The organism is Bradyrhizobium sp. USDA 3364 (assembly GCF_054056355.1).
This window is the reverse complement of sequence record NZ_JBSRYG010000002.1, coordinates 831,875-856,055: the sequence shown is the minus strand read 5'-3', so window position 1 is coordinate 856,055 and position 24,181 is coordinate 831,875. Positions and strand designations below refer to the sequence as shown.

General features: G+C 58.8%; 16 protein-coding genes. 8 read left to right on the top strand and 8 right to left on the bottom strand.

Annotation, left to right across the window (positions count from 1 at the left end):
• The first annotated feature begins 1,049 nt into the window (after window positions 1–1,049).
• Genes ACVILL_RS04200 through ACVILL_RS04170 form a run of 7 tightly spaced genes read left to right on the top strand, consistent with a single transcriptional unit; the run spans window position 1,050 to window position 8,626 of the window.
• Window positions 1,050–2,711: a class I tRNA ligase family protein gene (locus ACVILL_RS04200; protein ID WP_456727986.1), complete on the top strand. Its 1,662-nt coding sequence runs from the start codon at window positions 1,050–1,052 to the stop codon at window positions 2,709–2,711.
• Complete coding sequence (locus ACVILL_RS04195) at window positions 2,708–3,925, top strand: MFS transporter (protein WP_456727985.1); 1,218 nt, start codon at window positions 2,708–2,710, stop codon at window positions 3,923–3,925. The genes ACVILL_RS04200 and ACVILL_RS04195 overlap by 4 nt, the downstream gene beginning before the upstream one ends.
• Entirely contained in the window at window positions 3,926–5,260 is a 1,335-nt protein-coding gene (locus tag ACVILL_RS04190; protein ID WP_456727984.1) for a lysine N(6)-hydroxylase/L-ornithine N(5)-oxygenase family protein, read from the top strand. It begins immediately after the preceding gene.
• A 53-nt stretch (window positions 5,261–5,313) separates the two neighbouring features.
• Window positions 5,314–5,655 (top strand): cupin domain-containing protein, encoded by a 342-nt coding sequence (locus ACVILL_RS04185; RefSeq protein WP_456727983.1) that lies wholly within the window; start codon window positions 5,314–5,316, stop codon window positions 5,653–5,655.
• Window positions 5,652–6,740, top strand: a complete 1,089-nt coding sequence (locus ACVILL_RS04180) for an NAD(P)/FAD-dependent oxidoreductase (protein WP_456727982.1) — start codon at window positions 5,652–5,654, stop codon at window positions 6,738–6,740. The genes ACVILL_RS04185 and ACVILL_RS04180 overlap by 4 nt, the downstream gene beginning before the upstream one ends.
• A 12-nt stretch (window positions 6,741–6,752) precedes the next feature.
• Window positions 6,753–7,919 (top strand): alanine racemase, encoded by a 1,167-nt coding sequence (alr, locus tag ACVILL_RS04175; protein ID WP_456727981.1) that lies wholly within the window; start codon window positions 6,753–6,755, stop codon window positions 7,917–7,919.
• Window positions 7,916–8,626, top strand: a complete 711-nt coding sequence (locus ACVILL_RS04170) for a hypothetical protein (protein ID WP_456727980.1) — start codon at window positions 7,916–7,918, stop codon at window positions 8,624–8,626. The genes alr and ACVILL_RS04170 overlap by 4 nt, the downstream gene beginning before the upstream one ends.
• A gap of 470 nt (window positions 8,627–9,096) precedes the next feature.
• Here ACVILL_RS04170 and ACVILL_RS04165 read toward each other — a convergent pair whose 3' ends face one another.
• The 3 genes from ACVILL_RS04165 to groES all read right to left on the bottom strand — a co-directional run bounded on the left by ACVILL_RS04165 (window position 9,097) and on the right by groES (window position 15,263).
• A complete protein-coding gene (locus tag ACVILL_RS04165) occupies window positions 9,097–10,641 on the bottom strand; it encodes an acyl-CoA dehydrogenase family protein (RefSeq protein ID WP_456727979.1) in 1,545 nt (514 codons plus the stop codon).
• A 2,585-nt stretch (window positions 10,642–13,226) separates the two neighbouring features.
• Complete coding sequence (gene groL / locus ACVILL_RS04160; protein ID WP_456727978.1) at window positions 13,227–14,867, bottom strand: chaperonin GroEL; 1,641 nt, start codon at window positions 14,865–14,867, stop codon at window positions 13,227–13,229.
• 81 nt (window positions 14,868–14,948) lie between these two features.
• Window positions 14,949–15,263: a co-chaperone GroES gene (gene groES / locus ACVILL_RS04155; protein WP_050421352.1), complete on the bottom strand. Its 315-nt coding sequence runs from the start codon at window positions 15,261–15,263 to the stop codon at window positions 14,949–14,951.
• A gap of 1,054 nt (window positions 15,264–16,317) precedes the next feature.
• On the opposite strand from groES, the gene ACVILL_RS04150 reads away from it, so the two are divergent.
• Window positions 16,318–16,965, top strand: a complete 648-nt coding sequence (locus tag ACVILL_RS04150; RefSeq protein ID WP_456724715.1) for an FkbM family methyltransferase — start codon at window positions 16,318–16,320, stop codon at window positions 16,963–16,965.
• A 705-nt stretch (window positions 16,966–17,670) separates the two neighbouring features.
• Here ACVILL_RS04150 and ACVILL_RS04145 read toward each other — a convergent pair.
• The 5 genes from ACVILL_RS04145 to ACVILL_RS04125 form a co-directional block, all read right to left on the bottom strand.
• Window positions 17,671–18,078: a hypothetical protein gene (locus ACVILL_RS04145; protein WP_456727977.1), complete on the bottom strand. Its 408-nt coding sequence runs from the start codon at window positions 18,076–18,078 to the stop codon at window positions 17,671–17,673.
• Window positions 18,079–18,092: 14 nt separating this feature from the next.
• Window positions 18,093–18,881: a condensation domain-containing protein gene (locus tag ACVILL_RS04140; RefSeq protein ID WP_456734158.1), complete on the bottom strand. Its 789-nt coding sequence runs from the start codon at window positions 18,879–18,881 to the stop codon at window positions 18,093–18,095.
• Window positions 18,882–19,044: 163 nt separating this feature from the next.
• Window positions 19,045–20,292, bottom strand: a complete 1,248-nt coding sequence (locus ACVILL_RS04135; RefSeq protein WP_456727976.1) for an MFS transporter — start codon at window positions 20,290–20,292, stop codon at window positions 19,045–19,047.
• The gene (locus ACVILL_RS04130) at window positions 20,289–22,565 is read right to left on the bottom strand and encodes an aminotransferase class III-fold pyridoxal phosphate-dependent enzyme (protein ID WP_456727975.1); all 2,277 of its coding nucleotides are present in this window, start codon (window positions 22,563–22,565) and stop codon (window positions 20,289–20,291) included. Before ACVILL_RS04130 ends, ACVILL_RS04135 begins: the two co-directional genes overlap by 4 nt.
• A gap of 20 nt (window positions 22,566–22,585) precedes the next feature.
• Window positions 22,586–24,100, bottom strand: a complete 1,515-nt coding sequence (locus ACVILL_RS04125) for an FAD-dependent oxidoreductase (protein WP_456727974.1) — start codon at window positions 24,098–24,100, stop codon at window positions 22,586–22,588.
• Window positions 24,101–24,181 lie beyond the last annotated feature (81 nt).

Here is a 24,181-nt window from a genome sequence, read left to right as displayed (position 1 = left end):
CCAATACCAGGCGACAGCACTTGGCATCGCGATGAGCGTGGATCCTTCACGAACTCACCGTCGGAACTCCGACTGGCCCGCATCGAGCCGCGCGGCGTGCCATTGTCTCGAGGGCCAATCGCACAAGGGCCCGGATGCGCGAATTCGAGCGAGCCTCAACGCCACCATTAGCTGATTCTGCGCGCGGGGGTCGCCTGTTAATCACTGCGCGCTTCGCAGTAACTTCGACCAGCCGGAGGTCGGTCGGCGATCTCGGTCGCAGCGGTAGGCAGTGATTGTTCTGCAACTCGGGAGTAAGCGCGTCAGCACAGCCGGCCGAGAACCGCGTCGTCGACTTCATCCTGACGCGCGGAAACGACCTGCTCCGAAGCGCAATCGGCTGGTCGGTAAGGTCCGTGTTTCGAAGCAAGCTATCGGATCTCGTCCAATGAGAGCGCATGCATCCCTTTCGCGCGGGCCTATTCGATCGCTGCGCGCTCGTCCGCTTGGGCGGCATCATCTCAAACCTTGCAATGGCCGGAATGGTGGCCCGGCGTAGATCGTGAGCTCGCAGCTGCCCAGGCCGGGATCGGTTGCCCATACCACAGGTCGCCGTTGCTCGTGAGGGAGTAATGGGAAAGAGCCTGTGGCGGACTCTTGCCGGCCCTGCCGAGCCGCCTGTCAGGTTCGTGACCAAATGTTGGTAGTCGACCTAAATGCAGGCCGCGGCATGGCCAAAATCATAGATCTTGAATTGGCGCGCCGCTTGCTTCTTCACGGCATCATCTCGATCGCTCCAGGGGCGATCCGTGAGATTGACTAAGCAGAGGTGGAGAGGGTGGCCATGTTGCGAGCTGAGGTGAACCGACACGTGACGCGTCCAGCTAGGAGCAGGTCTAGAGGTATTCAACGAGTGTGTGACACGCTTTGAACGCCCTGGCTCGAAATCCGCAACCCGATGGGATCCATAACCTGTCAAGCCGCGCGCGTATTCCCGTTGTCGTGGCGAATTATCTGGATGTCTATTCGGGTGCTCTCAGGACCTGTTCCTGGATGTCACTTGTGCAGATATGAGAAAAAGCCCAATCATCACGCCGCTAAGCGTAGCGAATACGAATCCCACCGACGTATATATCTCGCCCGTCAACTTGACAGCTAATGGCAGGGCACACCTTGGCCACGCTGCCGGGCCATTTCTCAGAATGGACGTCGTACAAAGGCACCTGAAGAGGGCAGGGCATCATGTTCGCTCCGGTCTGACGACCGACGGTTTCGAGAACCATGTTCTAGTCCGAGCAGCGCGCGAGAACATCGACCCGTCGGACCTGGCTCATGGCTTCCATGTCGGGATTGCTCATGATCTCGCCTCACTAGGGATCGTTTTCGATCATTTCGATGATCCAGCCCATGGCAAAAATCTTCAGCGGTTCTCCAATGTCAGCAACGCGCTCATGGATGCGTTATCTGCAGCAGGATCGCTGGAGTTTCGCGCAGCGCGGCTACCCGTCGACGATGCGAGCTCTGCTCTGACGCCAACGGAAGAGCGTTTCTGCATTGGAGGCTGGTTTGGCGCAACCTGCCCCGTATGCGAAGCATCCGCAGGGAGCTTCTTCTGCGAACAGTGTGGACATCATTTCGAGCCAGATGAAGCACGAAATCCGGTGTCGAGGCGAGGACGGATTGTAGAATGGACAGATAACATTTCTGCCTTTCTCTCAATTGCACGAAAAGACCAACTCGTCCGAGCGTGGGACGATGCGTCTCTCGAACCTGGCTTTGTGGAGATAGGGAAGCGGTATATCGCACGTAAAGGGCAGCAAATGCGGTTGACCGTTCCTGGTCTGCATGGAATGGCCTGGAATTCGCAGCAGTTCAACACACGTCAGATCCTGTTTAGCTACTCCTCGTTGCTCTATGCTCATTCCCTCTATTGCGGGCATAAAGATGCGGAGACATCCGGCACGCCAAGTGCCTTTGCGCGCAATTCCAACACTTTCCTGGTCGGCGCGACTGGCATCGACAATACAATTCCGATGCTCGTGGGAGTTACCGGATGCGCATTGGGCCAGGAGTCATTTCGTCAATTTGACCGAATTTTCTTTAATCATTTCCTTCGGTTGAATGGATCGAAGTTCTCCACCAGTCGCGGCCACGTGATTTGGGCGGGTGAAATAGCTCAGGTGCCGGATATATCTATCGATATTCTCAGAGTATGTCTGTCGGAAATCTGCCCCGAAGAAGCGGAAACCGATCTGATCCCAAAACAATTGATTGGCCGCTACAATGCAATTCTCGACAAGAGCGCTGGGGTCATCAACCGTTGTACGGACATCATCAGCGCGATGCCGGCCATCGCCGCGTGTCACGTAGATGATGCAATGATGATCACGCTGGACCGGCTGTACGACCAGCAGTGCTCCGCTCTCTCGCTAGATCATCTGCGCGTATCGCACGCGTCCAGATCGGTGACCGAATGGCTCGATTGTCTTGATTCCAATCCGAACCATCAGATCGCTTACACATGGCTGATGGGCTTCAGTGTACTGGGTTGGCCGCTGATGCCCAGGATAACGGAAGCTCTGTGGCACTGGCTCGGCCATGAAGGACATCCCCTCGCAGCCCGCGCGGCGAGACCCTCATCCGAACGAAGCGGAAGCGTACCAAGAATCGATCGACGCAGCTTGACGGCCGCAGACATAGATCGGTGCCTTCCGGGAAAAGTTGCACAATGAGCGCCGCAGCGAACATTATCGCCGCCGAGAAATTGCCCGATGAAGTGCCGCTCGAGGTCTCGATTCCATTCATGCTTGGTAGCATCAACGTGGCCGCGTCGTATGGGTCGAGCTTCTTTCTCGTGGATGCTCTGCGGTCGGCTCCACAGAGCGCATCCATAGCAGGAACAGTTATTTCGACCGGTACGGTCGCGACAATACTATGTTCGCTTGTAGCTGGCCGGATCGCCGATCTATTTGGGGTGATGCGAACGATCACCGTTGCTGCCGCGGTGATGGCAATCGCAATGATCTGCTTTGCAGCGGCGCCGGCTTTTATGTTCCTCGCTTATCTCGGCGGGCTCTCGCTCGGCATTGGATGGTCAATCTTCTATATGCTGGCGCCGCTTCAAATCTTGGAACGCGTGCGGCCTGCGGCTCGTGTCAAGTATCTCACCTTGCTTTCCGGATCCCAGATGCTGGGGATCGGACTTGCTGTTCCCCTGGCGCGCACGGTCGTGGAGATTTTCGGATCATATATCGCAGCGTACTCTCTATTCGCGGCTGCATGTCTCGTTGGCGCCATGCTGCTGGAGTTGGCCGGCAGGGCACTGGCGCAGGCTCCTCAGATCAAAATGGCGGCTGTTCGACTCACGTTTGAGGACGTGCGAGAGGCTTTCAAGTCGAATACGCGTTATCCGATCGTGATGATCGGCATCGGCGCATGCGTGTTTTCCGGTCTGTCCACGTTCCAGACGCTTTACGCTTCATCGCGGGGGCAATCCGCCGATACATTCTTTATAGTCTTCACGTTGACGGCTGTTTTCTTGCGCTTCGCGGCGGCGCCGGTCATCGGAAAGGTCCGGCTTGAGTGGGTCGCGGCGTTCCTCGTCGTGTGCACCATGGCGGGACTATTCTTGCTCTTGATGAATGCAAGGAGTGCGGAGATCTACATCCTCGGTACAGCGATGTTCGCCCTTGGATACGGACTTAGCTATTCGACTTTGAACGGTATGGTTGTCTTCATCGCAGGTACAGACGGGACATCATTGGCGGTTGCTTCTCAGGTCTTCACGCTTTCCTACTTCGTTGGTCTATTCGGATTTCCATATATCGCCGGGCAGATCGTGAGCGCCCTCAGCTTCGATGATCTGCTGATCAGCATGATGATGCTTGTCGGTAGCAATGGCATCGTTCTCGCAGTTCAAGTGTTTTCAACCAGCCGGGAGCGTTAAATGGCTCGTCTTGCGGACAGTGTGATGTCGAAGCAGGGCGGCGGCCATCAGGTAACGGCAATCGGCGCAGGCCCGGCGAATCTGAGCCTGGCAGCGCTCGCGGCCCCGATTCCGGAAATTTCCTTACACATCCTGGAAAGATCGGAGGCGCCGAGTTGGCATCCAGGGTTGCTTCTAGATGGGGCTCTTATGCAAACCAGCCCCTTAAAGGACCTGGTAACACCAGCAGATCCGACCAGTGCATATAGCTTTCTCGCCTACCTGCACGAGAAAAGACGGCTTTATCAAGCCATTGTTCGAGGAATCGCTTCGGTTGGCCGGAGCGAATTTGAAGATTATTTGAAATGGGCAGCAGAAAAGCTAGCGAACGTTCAATTCGGCGAACAGGTTATCGCAGTCGAACTACGCGGTGATGCGTTCAGTATCGCTACCAATCGCCGCAATTATCAGACCCGTACGACAGTGGTCGGCGTAGGCCGGGTGCCCTCTGTTCCTGACTGGAGCAGAAATGCACCGGAGAATCAGCTGTTTCACGCGAGTACTTTTCTCCTGCGACGCCGCGAGTTCCCCAACAAGCGTGTTGTTGTGGTAGGTGGGGGGCAAAGCGGAGCAGAAATATTTCTTCATCTGCTAACCGGTGCATGCGGCGCGCTGGGAGCCTTGGCCTGGGTCACGCGCCGCGCAAGCATATTTGCCCTCGAAGATAGTCCCTTCGTCAACGAGTGGTTCTTTCCACAGTTTGGCGCATGGTTCCTTGAGCAAAGCGACGCTGCCAGAAAGCAAACCCTTGAACGGCAGGTTTTGGCTAGTGATGGCGTCAACCCAGCGACACTGCGCGCGATCTACAACGCACTTTACGATCGCGAGGTTGGTAGAGGTTCGTATCCCGCTCAGGTCGAAATACGCGTCGACACCATGGCTGAGGAGCTGCGTGCCACATCTCCATTTCGCCTGGGGGTGCGTCAGCAGGCCACCGGCGTTCGCGCAGAACATGTCGCCGACATTATCGTGCTGGCCACGGGCTACCGTACCGAGATCCCTCCCTTTCTGGAGCCGGTCGCAAACCGGCTTTCGATTGTGAGTGCGCCTGGCGGCTCTCGGGAGATCGTGGTCGGCAAGGAGTTCCGGGCCCGGCTTGATGGCCCCGAAAGCTGCCGCTTATACGTCCAGAATGGCGCACGATTTCAACATGGCATCGCCGACACAAATCTGAGTTTGGTTCCTTGGCGCGCCTCAACGGTGCTCAATTCGATCATTGGTCGGGTGGCTTACGATTGCGGGCCTGCAACAGGAGCTCTCAAGTGGCATGGTGCGGTGCCCGAGAGCGCCCGCTGAGGATCGGCAAGGGGCAGCATGTCGCGATCGAGCTGCATGATTGGAGATACACCGTGAAGAATGCTCAGCTGATGACTTTAGGGGACGTAACGGTCTATAGCCCCGGCGTACTGGTACAGCACGTCAAAGGGATAAATGATCCGGAGATCACCGTTCCGGTTGAATTCATCGAATTCCGCCTCGATCCACTCGCGGTGTCGACGCCTCATTCTCATCCATCCACCGAGATCTGGCGGATCACGAGCGGGCGTGGTCAGGTAGTGACCGACGATGGTGAGTTGGCCGTGAAGGCCGGAGACCTGGTGTTTCTGCGACCAAATCAGACCCATCATTTGCGGAATTGTGGCAGCGAAGTTCTCAGCGCCTTCTCCATCTCCTGGAAACAAACTCAATGACTGACAAGATCTATGACCTCGCAGTCGTCGGAGCTGGCGTTATGGGCCTCAGTGCAGCCTTCATCGCAGCGAGCGATAGCCCGAAAAAAAGAATAGTCATCGTCGAACGAGATATCGTTGGATCTGGTACGAGCGGGTTTGCTCCCGGGATCCAGATCAACATCTGTCGTAACCAGAAGGAAAGGAGCCTCATCGGTTGTGGTTCGAAATTCTGGCGCGGGATCTATCCCGACGGACGATGGCCCAGGGGACGCGACTGTGATGTGTTTTGGTTGACACGCAATCCCGGCGAACTCGCGCAACAGATCAGTGCGGGCCACCCGACCCCATCAACATCCTTCGCTCTGGCCGAGAGGCTAGTATCGCTGCCGCAGTTCTTGGTTCCCGACGATGTGGCCGTCGTATTGGATCGTGGTTCGTACTGTCAAGTCGATTCCATCGTTGAGGATCTGACTCAAAGGCTCAAGATCAAGGGGGTTTCGATAAGCGAGAGTACATCGATTACAAAAATACGGAAGGGGCCGCGCAATATTCTTCTCCAGAGCTCTGATAACAGCGAACTCTCGGCGAAGCGGGCGATTCTCGCAATCGGGCCATGGTTACCGGAGTCACCGTTGCGTCAGCACCTAACAGACGAACCGGGGTTGCGAGTCAAGAAGGTCGTCGCGCTCCATTTGGCCGCACGGCCCACGCCGAACTGTCCAATGATCGGGCTCTTCGATGACTACGCGTTCCTCATTCCCATGATCGAGCAAGGATACTGGCTGTTCAGCTTTACCTCGCAGGAATGGGATGTGAAGCCGGTCACCGATGAACTGCGGCTCAGTTCGGATGATCTCGCGCGTGCCAACGCAATTCTGGCCAAGTGGTTTTCCTCCGAGGTGCCAGCGGTGGAGTCAGCGCGTGTGTTTTGCGACTGCTATTCGGCGGATGGCGTCCCGTTTTCCCGTCCTGCGAAAGATATCGCAGGTTTGCATGTGATCGGCGGTGGTTCGGGTAATGGGTTTCGCTTTGGACCAGCATGTGCGGAAGAGGCAGTACGATCCCAATATTCTGCGGATCGATACCCCATTACGGCGACATGAGGAAAGCTGGATGTGATTGGTCTCAATTCCAATCTCTCTGATAATCCGTCAGATGCCGGCTATGCCAACACATCGAGATCGACCATGGTTGTTGATCTCGGCGCGATAGAATCTAACTACCGGAAGTTTCGGATGCTGGCGCCCCAAAGCGCTTGCGGCGCAGTTCTCAAGGCAGACGCCTACGGCCTTGGCGCGCTGCGCATAGCGCCGTTTCTTGCGCGGCTTGGCTGCGGACATTTCTTCGTGGCCGATGTGGAAGAAGGCGCCGCCTTGCGCAAGGTACTGCCACTATCTGCGAAGATCTACCTGCTTCACGGAGCTATGCCCGGTTTGGAGGCGGCTATTGAGCACCATGATTTGCTGCCGATCCTGAACAGCAGGGAACAGCTGGATGCATGGCTTCGGCATTGCCGCCTTCGCAACCGGCTGTTACCCGCAGGTATCCATGTCGACACGGGCTTGTCTCGACTGGGGTTTCCCATAGATGAACTGCAAAAAGCCGCCGAGAACGAAAGGGTGCTGTCGGATCTGCCTGTCGTCCTGTTCATGAGCCAACTCGCCTGCGCGGAGTGGCGCGACGAAATCAGTCGGCAACAATTGTATCAGTTCCGTAAACTCACCTATCTGTTTCCCAAAGCCATCCTTTCGCTGTCGAACTCCGCGGGACTATTTGCCGGATGTGAGTTTCATTTCGATCTCATACGGTCGGGTGGAGGAATTCTCGGCCTTTCCATATCCGGTGATCCCGACTTCAGACCATCGCAAGTCGTCCGCCTGCGAACGCGAATCATTCAATGTCGCAGGGTAAAGGTCGGGGAAGCGATCGGATACCACAGGTCATACCCAGTGAAGAGACAGATGCGTGTCGCGACCGCCTCTATTGGTTATGCAGATGGGTTCCCGCGTAGCCTCGGCAATCGAGGTCATGTCTTCGTATATGGTGCTCGCGCGCCAATCGTCGGCTTCGTTTCGATGGATCTCATCAGCATCGATGTGACGGATCTGCCCGAGAGTTCGACTGCGCCGGGTACAATGGTCGACCTGATCTGCCCCGAGCAGACGGTCGCAGATGTGGCTTTGGCCGCGAACATGCTGAGCGATGAACTGACTACAGCGATCGGACGCCGATGTCGTAGACTTTATGTTTCGGGCAAGCGGAATGAGATGAGGCGCCAGTGAACTCCTCTGCATTCCGATCTCGCCAAGTGAATCGAGCAATCTATCTGGGCGACGAGGGCATACGTCTCATGCGTCCGGGCTACTTCACCGCTCGGGTGCGTCAGTTCCATGAACGTGAGCGAGCCTTCTGTCTTGAGCTCCTGCGTTCGACCACATACCGGTTAATTATTGAGGTAGGTTGCAGTTGCTACCGCCTTATCGGTATCAAGAACGATGACAGTGATTACCTTGGTATCGATATCAATCCACCTCGTGCACGAAGATTGAAGGAGGACAACGGGGCTGTTGTCCGCTGCGAGGCCAACAAATTCTTTAAAAGAAGGCGTCTGGTCGGTGAGATCGTGCGGCGATATGACGGAAGAGTGCTTTGCATTCTGCCGTTCAATTTTCTTGGCACCATGGATCGTCCAATGGAATTTCTCACGCTAATGTGCCAGACGCCCTTTGATCTCGCGTTGTCGCTCTTTTCAACCAGCGAGACAGCGACCGCGGCGCGGCTAGAATATTATGATCTTTGCGGGATAAACGTTCAGGCTGTCGTGCGGACAGATGACTACGTCCGATTAGATTGCTCGAACGGCTTCCAGGCGGTTGCTTTCGATCCATGTGTTCTGACGAGCCGAATATCGGCATTTGGATTCCGCTTGAATCAGGCAAAGTACTTTGACGTCTGTAACTTCCTTCATTTCAGTAACGAGCGGGTGTGAAGGTTATTCGCGTTCGTCTTACGAGACATGCTGAAAGGGGGAAGAGGGGGCGACGCCTGCTTCGTCGTAGGCATGGGCAGAAAAGATGAAATGCAAGTCGGTTTTGAGCATGGATTCAGTGAAGTAGGGATTGTTACGCGGATACGAGCCCTTAGCAAGCGTATGCCGTTCAATGTCGTCTCAAATGCGGACGCCGAGAGCAAGCAACGGTCCAGAACGAAAATGCTGCAGGAGCCCACCCGATCGTTTTCAACGGAAAGTCCCGCGCCGCGCGATCGTGGAGCCTTCGTCCGGCGGCGCGGTGATGGAGCGTGCTCAAAGCTGACGCGATGCGTCATCATGAACTGGCAGCTTTGCGTGGTCGGCGGCTTGTTGTAGCTGGACAAGGTCAGGTCATGGTCGAGGTGAGACTCGGCGCATCCGCAATGCCTGTGTGGCAGATCGCCTTCGCTCCACCTCGTGGCTGGACGTTAGACATATTGTACCAATTTAAGGTAATCGTCTGTGAGAACAGGGGAACGGATGGAGCAGGCCGCGTCTTGAAGAAAATTGGCCAGCGTCTGGCTGGCACGAGTGCGGCGTTCGACACTTAGGCGTGTCGGCGCGCGAGAACGCATAGCGGCTAGTTCGGTGCTGACCAGATCAGCCGCCGCTGTGGCACAGTCCGAGGCAGTGAAAGTGCCAGCAGTCATGACAGCTTGTGCTAATCCCAATGTGGAGAGCCAACCTGCATAGATTAGCACGGCACCGTCTGTCTCATCGAGGTCGCGGAGCTCCTCAACGACGTCCGCGTGGATTGTCGCCGCACCCAGAGAGACAAAAAGATCTGCTATTTCGCCGCGTGTAGCTCTGGAAAGAAGACATCGGCCAAGATGGGATAAAAGCGTCTCCGTCGGACCTTCGAAGATGCGGAGGATACGAGCGTCACGATAGATTTTAGCTAAGGGCGTCCCTTCGTCGTACCCTCGGCCACCCAACAGTTGGACGCATTGATCGGCGACAAGGCCGCACCATTCGGACGACAGTACCTTCGTTGCCGACGCAAGGTGGCTATTGGGAGAGCCCTGCCCAGAGACGAGTCGGCAGGATGCCGTAAGCATCGCCTTCACGACTTCGCGGCGAAGTACCATCTGCCCAAACAGCTGCTCGATATAGCTGTTCTCAATCATGCGCAGCTTACCGAGGCGACGATGATTTGCATATGAAGCCGCGACCTGGATCGCGCGCTCAAGGGCGCCCAGGCCCATCGCAGCCACACCTATTCGGCCGCGGTTCATACTCGATGCCGCTGCGCCCCAACCGTCTTGGTCGCGAGAAAGCACGTAAGCACGTGGCACCTCGACATCCTGGAACTCGAGAGTATTCTGTATAATTCCACGCAAACCGAGGGTGCGATGCTCGTGCGTGACTTTAAGGCCGGGAGCTTGCCTATCAACCAGTACACCAACGAGGCGACCTTTGGCATCATGACCGGAAGCTCGCGCAAAACAAACGATCCACCGGGCCCAGTCAGCGAGGCCAATCCAAATTTTACGGCCGCAGATGCGAACCCTATCTTCATGCATGAAAGCCGAAGCTTCTATGTGCCTCGGGGCAGAACCTGCTCCAGGCTCCGTCAACGCGAAAGCGCAAAGATCGCCGCGTGTTGCACCCCGTATGACCTGCTCTTGGTTGGGGAGATGCGGTGCCGCTTCGATGCAGGGCAAGGCCAGGAAGTTATGGATGACGAGGGTAGAGGCAGCGGAGACATCGAAAGATGCAGTGGCAGAGATGAGCTCGATGGCCTTTTGCAAGGAAAGAGCCAATCCGCCATGATCCGCCGGTATGGTGAGCCCGAACAGTCCATGCCTTGCCAGCATGCTATGTAGGGTCGGAGGGAATGCTCGACGGTCATCCGCGTCTGCGAAATTTAACTGACTGAGGTCATCGATCAGACTGGAGTATAGGCTGGAAGCACGAACTCCGGCTGAGCGTTCCGACGCCTCCTCGAAAAAGGCGCAAACTTGAGAGGACATAGCCATGCCGCCAGAATGATTGCCCCCGCGCTATATACCAATTATCCCTGCGGCTGGTCCGAATACACATTCGTATAGCTCGCTCGCCAGAGCCCAGAATTTGTGCGGGGGACGCTTGGCAACAGGACGCCCGGTCAGAGCGCACCGCCGGTTCTGAGGACCCCTTTACTCCGCATTAGACCGTGGCCCCTGGCGTTGGTCCATCCGCTTCTCCGATGAGCGAACGACGTGCAGCAGGCTCGTGGCTCCGGTCTCTCAGCAGAGTTCTGCGAAGCGGAAGAGTCTTGATCGGACTTACGGTCTGCCACACGGCGACCCGGACCGTCCCGCCGACTGGCACCGGTGATTCCCCACATCGAGCTTTACGAAGTCCGGCCCGATCGATGTCGGAGCGATTTCGAACCGAGAAGCTGTGCCGACCTCGCGACAGAGGAGGCCCAACGTTCAGAAGCGAGTCAACCGCCGCTTTGGTGGAAAGAATATTGGCGCGCATCCAGTTCAGGCGGGGATGCAAGGTCTGCTACGATCGCTTCTCGTTGGAAAACGTGGCCGAGATTCACATATGCTATCTGCCCAGTTTGGCCCGCTCTTTATTTTCAAGCCGCCCGTCTCTTATCCCTGAGTCAGGCAAGATGGCGGCCCCAGTACCGGCCCTTGGCCCCCAGAGGTGCTGGGGCCGTCTTCCAGCGGACGTCAAAAGGTTGGTCGGCAAGCTGCTTGTAGACCCCGAGGCCTTCCTCTCGCTTGCTACGTTGCAGGTTATTGCCGCAGCATGCTGAGTAATTTGAAGACCAACGTGGAAATTGAACTTGAGGAAGACGCCGAGGCGTCTTTCGATGTCCGCGTGCGGGATTCTCTCGGCGACTTGCTTGGTTCACGCTCGGCGCCGCATTGCCGTGGAGGCGGCGGCTTGATTGTCACCCTCTCGAGGAGCAAAGCGGCTCATGTGGCTTTCTCGTGACTGTGTCGTCGAAGTCACCAAACCGCTTGAGCATCGGCCTATATTCGTCGGGAGCGAGGATCCATGTACGATATCTACGTGAACAAACGGAACGACCTACTCGTCGTTCCTCGGGGCGATTCCATTCCGCTCCATTTCAACAGGAACTGGCGGAAGAAACGCGTCGTACGGTCGGTGAGCGAGCAAATCCTCGAAGACATCCGGACGCACGGCTACCATCGGCGAAATGTTACAGCCGGGCCGCGTATTCGGGGAGCTTGCGCGTCCTCTCAGCCACGCGCTGAAAACGCTAGCTGACAAGTTGGCTTGATCTACAAAAGAAGAGTTCATCCGCATCTTAGGTGCAGGCGGTCATAGGCTTCATTTGCGAACTTCGGCTCTGATGGAGAGCCGAGGCTCTCGGTGCGCCAGGTCGGCGTGGGATGAAGCCGCCGTATTCGACAACACCTCCAGAACGCCGGCTTTACAGACGTCAAAGTCGTTGCGAGGTCGTTCGTTGTTCAGGCGAAGTCACGGGACGGCAGACCTGTCGTTATGAGCATTGGTCCGCATGGAACGTCTGTGTTTGAAGCAATGAACGGGACGAAAAGCAGTGAAGGAACATCAGGGGCTGGTTCAGGTCCTGCGTCGCCAGAAGCCAAGCCAAACAATTCAATAAATCAGAACACGGGCGCGTCAAGCAATCCGCAGTCTGGGACTCAACAATAATGAGCTGGCCGGGTCGAGAAGTGGCTGACCGAGTGTCGCCAGCGGTCGGCGAGGGCGGTGGCTCGCCGATGCCGGGCCTTCGGCTCAGCTCGGGTTGCGAGGATGAGTTGGGAGCATTGGACAACACAAGACCGCTGCCCCGGCGGCTCATTGCTTTGCTTCAAAGTCGGCCGACTTTGCGCGCATTTCCATAGCGGATTGACGTGTCCACCCACGAACTGGGTGCGCGGGGCTTGAGTTTGAGTGTTTGCCCTTGGAAACGGGAGCCGATAAGCGAAATTGGAAGGTTGGGACTATGATACCGCCGTTATAGATGTGGCAATTCTCAAGAGGATTCACACCTGTTATTTTCGGACCCCAAATTTTTTCAGATCATGCTGCTATGGGCAGGTAATTTTCATTTCGTATTTTTCAGCCCAACGTACGGCTGCTGATTTCGGCGACCAGCGGTTCGACAACCTCAATCTGGCCTCAGCGGAGAATCCCCGCTGGGGCCTCTTCATTTGGCGACGAGATGTCAGACCGAAGCCAGGAATGGTATCTGGCGCCTCGGACTGCGCATCAGAATTGTAAATGTAGGCGGAAGGTGAAAGCCGTAGCTTGGCACCAGATATGCGTCTGCTCAGATGAGGTTCTTCGAAAGACTCGAATGAACAGAGGCGGCTTCGTCAAGCCGAATGGCCCGCAAGCCAGGGGTCCGTCACAAGCTGGGCTCCTTTTTTATCATGCCGAGGCGCGGAGGATACGTCAGACGAGGCTTGATCGGGGCCGACCGCTGCTGGCATGGATGACCGATGCGGCTCTCGACGCCGCCTGCCGATCCAGCTCAAATGGTGTCTGGATGGTTCGCCCGAAGCTGAAAAGCCCTGGCATTCCTGCCAGGGCTCCGCATGTGTCGGCGCTTTGAGAGGCGCAGTCAGAAATCCATACCGCCCATGCCGGCGCCGGGAGGAATTGCGGGACCCGCCGCGGCCTTCTTCGGCAATTCGGCGACCATCGCTTCTGTGGTGATCAGCAGAGCTGCCACGGAGGACGCGTTCTGGACCGCGATGCGCACGACCTTTGTCGGGTCGATGATGCCCTTGGTGACGAGATTGCTGTACTCGCCCGTCTGGGCATCGAAGCCGAAAGAATATTGCTCGTTCTCGAGGACTTTGCCGACCACGATCGAGCCGTCTTCGCCAGCGTTGATCGCGATCTGGCGGGCCGGCCAGGACAGCGCCTTGCGCACGATCTCGACGCCGGTCTTCTGGTCGTCGTTCTTGGTGCGCAGGCCCTTGAGCTGCTCGGAGGCACGGAGCAGGGCAACGCCGCCGCCCGGCAGGACACCTTCCTCGACAGCCGCGCGGGTCGCATGCATCGCGTCATCAACGCGATCCTTGCGCTCCTTTACCTCGACCTCGGTCGAGCCGCCGACGCGGATCACCGCGACACCGCCCGCGAGCTTGGCGAGACGCTCCTGCAGCTTCTCACGGTCGTAGTCCGAGGTGGTCTCCTCGATCTGCGCCTTGATCTGGGCGACGCGGGCGTCGATGTCGGCCCTCTTGCCGGCGCCGTTGACGATCGTGGTGTTTTCCTTGTCGATCATCACCTTCTTGGCGCGACCGAGCATCTGCAGCGTGACGTTCTCGAGCTTGATGCCGAGGTCTTCCGAGATGGCCTGGCCGCCGGTCAGGATCGCGATGTCCTGCAGCATGGCCTTGCGGCGATCGCCGAAGCCCGGAGCCTTGACGGCCGCGACTTTCAGGCCGCCACGCAGGCGGTTGACGACGAGGGTGGCGAGCGCTTCGCCTTCGACGTCTTCAGCGACGATCACCAGCGGCTTGCCGGTCTGCACCACGGCCTCGAGCAGCGGCAGCAGCTCGTTCAGCGAGGAGAGCTTCTTCTCGTTGATGAGGATGTAGGCGTCGTCCATCTCAACGCGCATCTTGTCGGCGTTGGTGACGAAGTAGGGCGAGATGTAGCCGCGGTCGAACTGCATGCCCTCGACGACGTCGAGTTCGGTCTCGAGCGACTTGGCTTCCTCGACCGTGATCACGCCCTCGTTGCCGACCTTCTTCATGGCGTCGGCGAGGAACTTGCCGATCTCGGCATCGCCGTTGGCCGAAATGGTGCCGACCTGGGCGATCTCCTCGTTCGAGGTGACCTTCTTCGAGTTCTTCTGGAGGTCCGCAACCACGGCTTCGACCGCGAGGTCGATACCGCGCTTCAGATCCATCGGGTTCATGCCGGCGGCGACCGACTTGGCGCCTTCGCGCACGATTGCGGCTGCAAGCACGGTCGCCGTGGTGGTGCCGTCGCCAGCCGCGTCAGCAGCCTTGGAGGCGACTTCGCGCACCATCTGGGCGCCCATGTTCTCGAACTTCTCCTCCAGCTCGACCTCCTTGGCGACGGCGACGCCGTCCTTGGTGATGCGCGGAGCGCCGAACGACTTCTCGAGCACCACGTTGCGGCCCTTCGGACCGAGCGTGACCTGTACCGCGTTGGCGAGGATATCCACACCACGCAGCATGCGGTCGCGCGCGTCTACTCCGAATTTGACTTCTTTGGCTGACATAAACAATTCCTTCGGTTGATTGTCTCATCCTTCGGCGCGCCTGGCAGGCGCCCGCCGGGGTGAGGTGTGCGCGTAGCCGGGTCAGGCGGCCTTCTTCTTGGAAAACACATCGGTGAGAACGCCCATGATGTCGCTTTCCTTCATGATCAGCAGGTCTTCGCCGTCGATCTTGACCTCGGTGCCCGACCACTTGCCGAACAGAACACGGTCGCCGACCTGGACGTCGATCGGAATCAGCTTGCCGGTCTCGTCGCGGCCGCCCTGGCCAACGGCGATGACTTCGCCCTGCGAGGGCTTTTCCTTGGCTGTGTCCGGAATGATGATGCCGCCGGCGGTCTTCTCTTCAGCGTCGATGCGCTTGACCACGACGCGGTCGTGAAGCGGACGGAAATTCATACGGGCCTCCTGAGCGTTTGAACGAGTTGGCATTTCGCCACATTGCAACAGTATCGTTGATAGCAAGAGCCAGGCCAACGATGAGGAGCGCCTTTTGCCTGCAGTTCTGCTGAAGCGCGCGCCTGGACTGCGCGTGTTAGGTCGGAAGCAGACGCCATCATGTCTAGAGACAGTCAAGCTGTTGCGAACATGACATTGCGTTTCGTCAACGCCACCATATTCCCCCTATACCCTTATCTTGCGGTCTCTGGGTGCACACCGCGGGTCCTGCGAAGTGAGGGGTAGCGGAACGTAGCTTGACCAGCGGTCGACGGTCCGAATTGGCGTAGCCTTCCGGAACCGAGCCGATTCGTCGGGGGCGACCAATTGGCTCTGGGGCCCGACGACCTGGGAGGCCGCGTGCCCCGTCGGATTGGCTGTGATCGATGCCCCTTGGGAGTTCGGGCCGCACCAATGCTGTTTTCTCCGAGCGCCCGTACAGGGATCGGCGAACGTTGCGGTGAGTTCTGCGACCATCATTCAGCGGCGGTCAGCGTGACCTGGGGCACCCTCAGCAACGCTCGGCGTGATCGCGCTCCTTCAGGCCAAACAGCCTAAAAGTTGTGAGCCGAAGGATCGCGAGTGTGCGAATCTGGAACGCCGATTGTCAGATGGCAGGGCGACATTGGCTGGGCTGCGATCGAGGGTGATTGGTCTTCGTTGCGCAGCGGTCACTCTGTCCTCGACCGCTCCATCGAGAGCCGCCGACGGGTAATGCGCCGGCAGGACGATGTTTAGACGTAGATGATCTTTAATCTAGAGGGCGAGGGACCGCACACCGGCATAGCTATCCGATTCTTGTGCACGTCTCCGATCTACGTTCGCCCGGCTGTGGCCCTAAGACAATCGCTACGGCTCCCGCCGCGACAGGCGCCCCTTTAGTATCACAGCCCAGATGGTCTTGGATAAAGGGGGACGGGCATATGAATTATATACGTTGATATGCATTGTGCGGGGGCGTCTGGCATGTGATTGCGGCTTCGAGCAGGAAATTTCAAGTATTGGGGAAAGACCGGTGTCTTCTGTGGAAATACATCAGCACATTGTTTCCCTTCTTCAGAAGTCCGATCCGGTGATCCTGGATATCGGATGCAACGACGGGACCGACACACAACACTTTCTCAACCTGTGCCCGCAAGCGCAGCTCTACTGCTTCGAGCCTGACCCCAGAGCGATCGCGAGGTTCAAGAAGAAGCTGGGCCCATCTCTCGACAAGGTGAAGTTGCTCGAATTCGCGATCAGCGATCGAAACGGGATGATCGAATTCCATCCAAGCAATGCAGATGGTGATGCGAAGGAATGGGACCTTTCCGGCTCGATACGCCGCCCGAAAAATCATCTGACTGAGTATGATTGGGTTCGTTTCGATCGCCCCGTCCCGGTTCAAACACGGCGGCTTGACGATTGGTGCAACGAAGCCGGGCTGAACAGGATCGACTTCATCTGGATGGATGTCCAGGGAGCCGAAGCCGACGTCATCGCCGGCGGCATGCAGACCGTCAGCAACACGCGCTTCATCTACACGGAATACAGCGACCGCGAGCTCTACGAAGGGCAGCTGTCCCTCCAGGCTATTCTTGACCTGTTACCGTCGTTCGAAGTGGCGGCGCACTATCCGCACGACGTGGAAGGCGATGTATTGCTTAAAAATACGCGCTTCTAGCGGCTACTTCGATCCGTCGCTCATTCGTGGGTGGAAGACTGATTTGCACGGTCGATGACGCCCGGAGCTGCACAACGAGTGATCAATACGGCGAAGAAGCATGGCTGGTCCGGACAGGCTTGCGAGCGTCCTTTGGTTCGAGGCTGTTATTGCAGATCCCGCCGATGGCCGCCACGTCGAGGCTTTGGTGAGTGTCTGACAATCACCGGCTTAGCGAGCGGGCACGACCGGCGAGTTTACAGTCAGTCGCCCGAGCCGTTTCAGATGCTTGAATCAGCACTACCAGCCGGCGCTCCAAGCGTTTGAGCGTCTGAACGGCTGCTGTATGTTCTGGGCCTCTTGGAAGCTGGTGCACTCGTTCGAACAAATGCCAAAGCAATTGCATGAGTTCGCGTAGCTCCTTGAGTTGGCCGGATTTCGTCACGCACTTGGCGCCGCCATTGTGTTTCATGCCGTGAGTTGATGCTCACGCCATCCCCTGGCATCTTCCTTGTTCGAGTGGTCAGCATCTGCGGACAACTTGGTAGTAGCAGGCTTCATTTGAGGCTCCTTTTATCCATGCGAGCATAACTGCAGCAACTGATCATCCCGCAGGGTCTCCTCGGTCGTTCCGGGACGAATTAACTCACGGCCAGGGCTTGGCAAGGACTGTGCCATCACCAGCCCAGTCCAAAAAGGCATGTGAGGATGCTGTGCGCCTTTTGGTCAGTTCGAAAGTCGCGGCAGCGGACGAGCGCGACTGATGAAATGAGCCTGCGCCGCCACTTCAGCGAGATAGTGATCCATCGCGGTTCGCGCGAGGGGGCTGCCAGGATGACGGAAGTGCACGTAAATCCCGTCCTGCCAGCGACTGATCCACAGGTATGTCTCGCAAGCATCAGAGCTACGACTGATCATAAATCGTGTCCGCCACGGTGGCCACGGGTCTGACCCGGACACAGTGCGATTGTCCATATAAGAGACCATGAAACGGTCGCGCAGCGCGGTGCCGAGCAGCTCCATCGCTTTTGGAAATGGCACCTGAGCGGTTTTCTTGGCTCGCTTGAGCTCGAGCCGCGCGGCGCGCAGGAGCTCCGGCAACGTGCCAGCCAGGCGGAAACGCACCGGGCTCATCCCGACATACCATCCTACCGAGCGCATCGAGAGCAGATCGTACCGCGTGTGAAAGGGGGCAACGGCAAGGAATTCTTGTTGGTCTGCCAGTGTCTTTCCGGCGAGCGCCAGGCAGGCGAATAATCCCGTCGTCGCGTTTCCGCCCTGGGACCTGCAGCCGCGATCGAACTCAGATGCTTGTACCGCATCGAGCAGCCACATTCGTCCTGTGCGTTGTAGGGTCCCCTCCGGCGCACCGAGTGGTAGCGGAAAATCCGGCAATTGACCGCTGCGGCGATCAATTCGCGCCAGTGAGCGATAGCAGGATGATCATCGGTCAAATCGCCCAGTCGCTCTCGCTCGGATTCAGCGTGGTCCAGATAGCTGCTCACCGGTGCCAGCTCGGGCGCCACTCCCAGGATTGCGGCTGTGTACAACTCGTGGATTTCGTATGGCACCAAAGCGATGGAATAGGCATCGCTCACGGAGTGGTCGCAGGCCAAGAGGAGGCTTGTCGATGTCGGCCGGGTGATCGTCACGAAGACATATGCCGGCCAGGACAGCGGCTTGGTCTCTGCGTCAAACAGCTCTTCCAGTAATTGAGCTATTTCATCGGGATCGGCGCGGTCACCAACCACGGTTTTTTCAAGCGCTGCCGCGCCTGGATCAATCGTGGCACGACGAATTGCCGATCCATCCTTGACCAGCCGGCTGCGTAGCGCCTCGTGCCGGTCGACCCAGCCAAGGATCGATTTGGTCAGCGCAAGCGCTGTTGAACTCGCCCGGCAAGTCGAAGGCGGTGCCGAGCCAGCCGGGCCGGCCATCGTGCGCAAAGCGAAGATGGTCCTCCTGAACATGGGACGGACGGCGCGGGTCGGGCCGCCAGCTGACCGGGTCGGGAACGCTGACCCGCCACACCATCAGCCGACCCGGCTGCCGATCAGTATCGCAAGATTGCTTGATGTCCATGAAGGGCCGTCACGATGGTTACAGATGCAAGCTACGCATGCGGCGCAGCGGCGAGCGCCAGATCCAGACTATCGAGGCGGTGCCAAGCACACTGCTCACCAGCAACATGGTGCGCAGGCTCGTTGCAGCAGCGGCCGCACCGCCGACCAGTGCGCCCAACGAGCCCAGTCCCCACACGACGCTGCGGATGCTCGCATTGACCCGGCCTTGCAGGTGCTGCGGGACCAACGCATATCGAATTGGAACTTGCTGCACGTGGTAGAGTCCCTGGCCGATCCACAGAATGAATTGGGAGAGCGCCACGCATGTCACTGCTGCCCACCAGGGCCCGGTGAGCAGGCCTGCAAGGCCCATGCCTGCCGCGCTCACCGCCAAACCGGTCATTAATACGGGACCAAGCCCAATTGTCCGGCCCGCCCACGGTGAGCCCGCCGCGCCCACCACACCGCCGAGAGCGCCGATACCGAGCACCATGCCGACGATTTGGCTGTCGAACTCGAGATTCCTGGTCAGATGCAGGAGAAAAGCCGCAGAATACGCGTTGTGCCAAAAGATGAATGTGCCGGTGGCCAGGGTAACGGCCCTTAAAACTGGATTGCCGAACACACTCGCCAACCCTTCTGCCATTTGGACGAGCACAGTGCTCGAGGGGGCCGTTGAGCATGAGGCGGCACGCATCGGCACCAGCGAGAGCAACGCGGCGGCAAGCAGAAATGAGACGGAGTCGGCCAGGATTGCGGTTGGAGCGGAGAACGCGTTGATGAGCCAGCCGGCCAGGAACGGACCTGCGGCCATCGCGGTCGCTTGGCTGAACTCCAATGAGCTCTGCGCCCGAACCAGCTGAGATCGATCCAGGACTGTGGGTATGCACGCCAGATAAGCCACGTCGGCGATCACCGCAACTACCCCAACCAGCACGGTTGTCACGTACAGCTGAACCATTCCCAGATGTCCAAGGCTGGCGCACAACGGAATGGTGGCGAGCGTTACCGCCATCACCACATTGGCCGTCAGAAGGATTTGTCGGTGCGGGAGACGGTCGACGATGACCCCGGCGAACAGGCTCACGAAAAGGCACGGTGCCCGACCGCAGGCCAGCAAGAGCCCCGCCTGCGCCGGTCCGGCATCCAGCAGGGTAATTGCAGTCAGCGGCAGCGCCAGCATGGTTACGTTGGAGCCCAGCAAGGAAATGGTCTGACCGACGAGCAGCGCAAGGTAGCTGCTTGGCAGCCGGTGAGGCGCACCAGATCGGCGCCGGCGGCTCACGCGTCGCCAGACGGCGTTGAGGCGGACAGATAGCCTAGTCGGGCCAGTTCACTTCCGGCGATCTCCTCGAACTCCGAAATCTGAGCTGGCGTCAAATCCTGGACGTGGCGACTGATCCGCCCCTGATGCAGCGGCTTTCCCGCAGCCTCGGCTGCCGGATGGTCGTGCGGTTGTTCGAACAACGCGTGTTCGTATTCAGCGTGACGCAGCACGGCCTCGTCCCAAGGCAAGCCGAGGTGATCCAAAATCGCCGCCAGAGTAGTGCGGGGACTGCTGACAAGGTCCTCGTAACGCACCTCGAGGTAACGGCCAGGCGGCGCGATTCTGTGCGGCCGGGACACCACTTCAAACCAACCCTGCGCGGCCTCGGCAATTGTTCGGTACCCCCAGTCAGGAACTGTCCTCAGATGAGAGGCGGCAACGTCGCGGCCGTCCCGCACGATATGCACGAAATGTGCACGCGGCCACAGCCGGGCGAAGTCGTCGATCCGGGTGATCTTCCGCTGCAGTTTCAATCCCCAGCGTTGCGCTCCGCTGCGCGCCCGGCGCAACTCGCCGATCTCGTTAATGAGGTGGCATCGGTCGGCGAACGAAACAATGTCATTGCCGGTGACGACCATGACCTTGTTGACAAGTTCGCGCACGTCATCGAAGTCGAGACCAAAGCGGCGGCACTGCACCACAAAATGCGTCCCGTCATACCAGAACGGATCGATTGTGTTCTTGCTTGCGCCCATAAGCCGTGAATCGGCCGCACGCAGATCGATGGCACCAAGAATGTGCGGCCCGAGATTGGGCGGTTCGAGGAAGTCGATCTCTGGTCCGGCTACCAGATCCAGATGCGAGTCGAGCACGACACTCAGCAGGGTGGTGCCCGACCGGTTGTCACCTCCGAGCAGCACCGGCGATGTGGAAAATAGAACCGGCTGCGACATGGCCCTGTTCTCTGTTCGACATGCGTGCTTGTCAGTGGATGGGCGCATTGAACCAGCGCCGAACCGCTCCCGGGGTGGCAACGAAATGATCTCTGGCGACCGTACTGCAGCTGCGACTGGATCTGGGTCGCGAGCCGGGTTCTCCATGCGGGACAGCGCTGCCGGAAGGGCCTCTCCAGCTGCTTCGACGGCGGCCTGCACATCGGTGTCGGACACTGCCGCCGATGGCATGAAACGCCCGCCATACTGCATCAGGAAGCCCCGACCCCACATTTCCTGGAAGAAGGCATGGCCAAGCTCGGCGTCAGCAAATACGACATCGAACATGGTGGGCCAGGCAAACGCCCATGCCGCGACTTGCCGTCTTGTGAAGACGCCGTTGAGCCCCTTGATCAATTGCTCGCCGACCTCGCGCATCCGGGCCAGCGCGGTCCCGTCGCACAGGGCGTGCAGGGTGCTCAATGCAGCGGCGAAAGGGGTTACTTCGCGCTGGTAGGTGTTTCCCATGTATGTCTTTTCGGCCGCGGCCAGTACGTCCGCCCGGCCCGCGACTGCCGACAGCGCCATTCCGTTCGCCAGTCCCTTGCTCAGTGTAATCAAATCGGGCGTGAGGCCGACCGCCATGTGGTACCCGCCAAGGGCGTAGCGGAATCCGGTCATCACCTCGTCAAGGACAAGCAGGGCGCCGTGCCGATGCACCAGCCTCTGCAGTTCCTGATGGTATTCTGGCGGGAAGAAGTTGACCTCCGGGGTGATGATCACCGCGGCGACGCGCTGGACACTTGCCAGCTCATCGAGCAAGTCGAGGTTGTAGCGGAAGTCCACGGTGTCGCGGTCCCGATTGGGCAGCCCCATCTCGGGGCGGTCCTGCAACTGCCAGTCATGCCAGCCGTGATATCCGCTGGTCAGTACATGGTTGATGCCCGTGAACGCGCGGGCAAGGCGCACGGCTGCGGTGGTAGCGCATGATCCGGTGCGGAAAAACATTGAGCGTTCCGCGACGGGGAAGATCTCCGCCAGCCGTTCGGCCAATTCGACCCGGTGCACGGACAGCGGTCCGGGCAGAATCCCGCCGGTGCGGCGCATCTCAGCGGCTGCGTGCGCCACGACCGGCTCGTATCCGGCCCCGAGCGGCGCGGCACCGCTACAGGAAGTGAAATCGACGTATTGCTTTCCATTGATGTCCCATGCATGCGCGCCTAAAGCGCGCGTCATCACGACCGGAAAACGCCTGTTGAGGTCCCACTTCTGCGAAGCGGTGACGCGCAGGGCGCGTCGCAGTGCCGATCCATGCCCGTCGGTCGCGGTCACGGCGGCAGTAGGCGTGCTGATCGACAAAACCGTCTCCGTTGCGCTCGTTACGTCAGCTGCGTGACTATTCTTCGAGCGATCCGCAGCGCGTTCGCCTGAATGGTGAAGGTCGGGTTGACGCCCCCGGCATAGGGGAAGAAGCCGCCATCCGCGACATAGAGATTGTCGATGTCGTGCACGCGGCCCCAACGGTCAACCACCGATTGTGTCGGATCGCTTCCTGCCCGACAGCCGCCATGCAGATGTCCGCTGCCGAACTGATAATTGGAATCTTGATAATCGACTTGTTTTGCCCCTGCCTCGGCCAGCAAGTTCGACGCATGTCGCGACAAGTAGCCTAGTCGGCGCTTGTCGAGGGGGTGGGTCCGGTAATCGAGAATGATCTTGGGCAAACCTAGCCCGTCCCGGCTGGTGGCCAGCCTGACCGCATTGTTGCGCATGGGTTGATCGGCTGCCAAAAAATGCAGCCGTAGCCTTATCTCTCCGTCGGAATCCGTGCGTTCAGGCGGACTTGCTTCGTAGATCATTCCGCCGAGCCCCGAAGGCGCCTCGTCGTCCAGGTAGTGATCGGACACCGCGACAGTGGAGAAGGGGCAGCCGGGCTGGGCCGTGATCGGCGGATTCAACGTGGTCCTACCGGACACGTAGCCGCTGATCTTAAACGAGATACCACGGCCTACCATGCCAGATGCGTTGCCGATTCCGTTGGGCGCCGCCGGCTGCGTCGAGCGTAGGAGCAGGGCGGCAGACTGCACTGCGTTACCCGCGAGTACCACGCAGCGGGCGCGGACCCGAGCGCGTTGTCGGTTGAGCGTGTCCACCCATTCCACCGAATCGGCTCGACTGACGTTGCCGAGATCGATGCGGGCGGCCTTGCTGCCGAGCGCAATCGTCAGCGCGTCCGGCGGCAGGGCGACACCTGTGAACGGCGAGCATGCATCGGCCCTTGCGCCGCTCGAGCACAGATGTTCGTTGCATGGTCCCTCGCAGCGACAGGCTGGCCGGCCGCGATATGGGATCGAGTTGATTGCCAATGGAGTGGGGAACGGCAGCCAGCCCAAGCGTGCTCCGGCATCCGCAATCAACTGGCCCTGCACGCTGTATCGGTGCGGTGGCAGAACGGGGAGATCGCTCGGCGGCTCGAGCGGATCCGCTCCGGCCAGGCGGGCTACTCCCACGCGCTGTTCCAGCTCATCATAAAATGGGCGTAGGTCCGTGTAGTCGATTGGCCAGCTCGGGTCGAGCGCGTCCCCGGCCACATGCGCTCGTGCGTCAAAATCGATGGCGCGACAGCGGAAGGCTATTCCGGCATACAAAGTCATTCCTCCGCCGAGCGCGCAGACGGTCCACGGACGCCCGAAAGGCGTCAACGTTCCTGCCGCAGACTGCACCAGGGCGCTATCCATGCCATTTTGGACGCTCGCCAGCGAAGCGCCGGGAGGAAGTGTTCGTCCCTCTTCGAGAAGGAGTACTCGCAATCCGCGTTGTGCGATCTCGTGAGCGACCGTCGAGCCGCTGGCGCCACTCCCGATTACACATACATCAACAATATCGGCCGTCATTATCCCTTCTTCTGGCAACAAATATCGCCGATGCGCTATCGGGCCGTGTTCATTAGAGAGGAGGTGCCATCGAACTAAGTC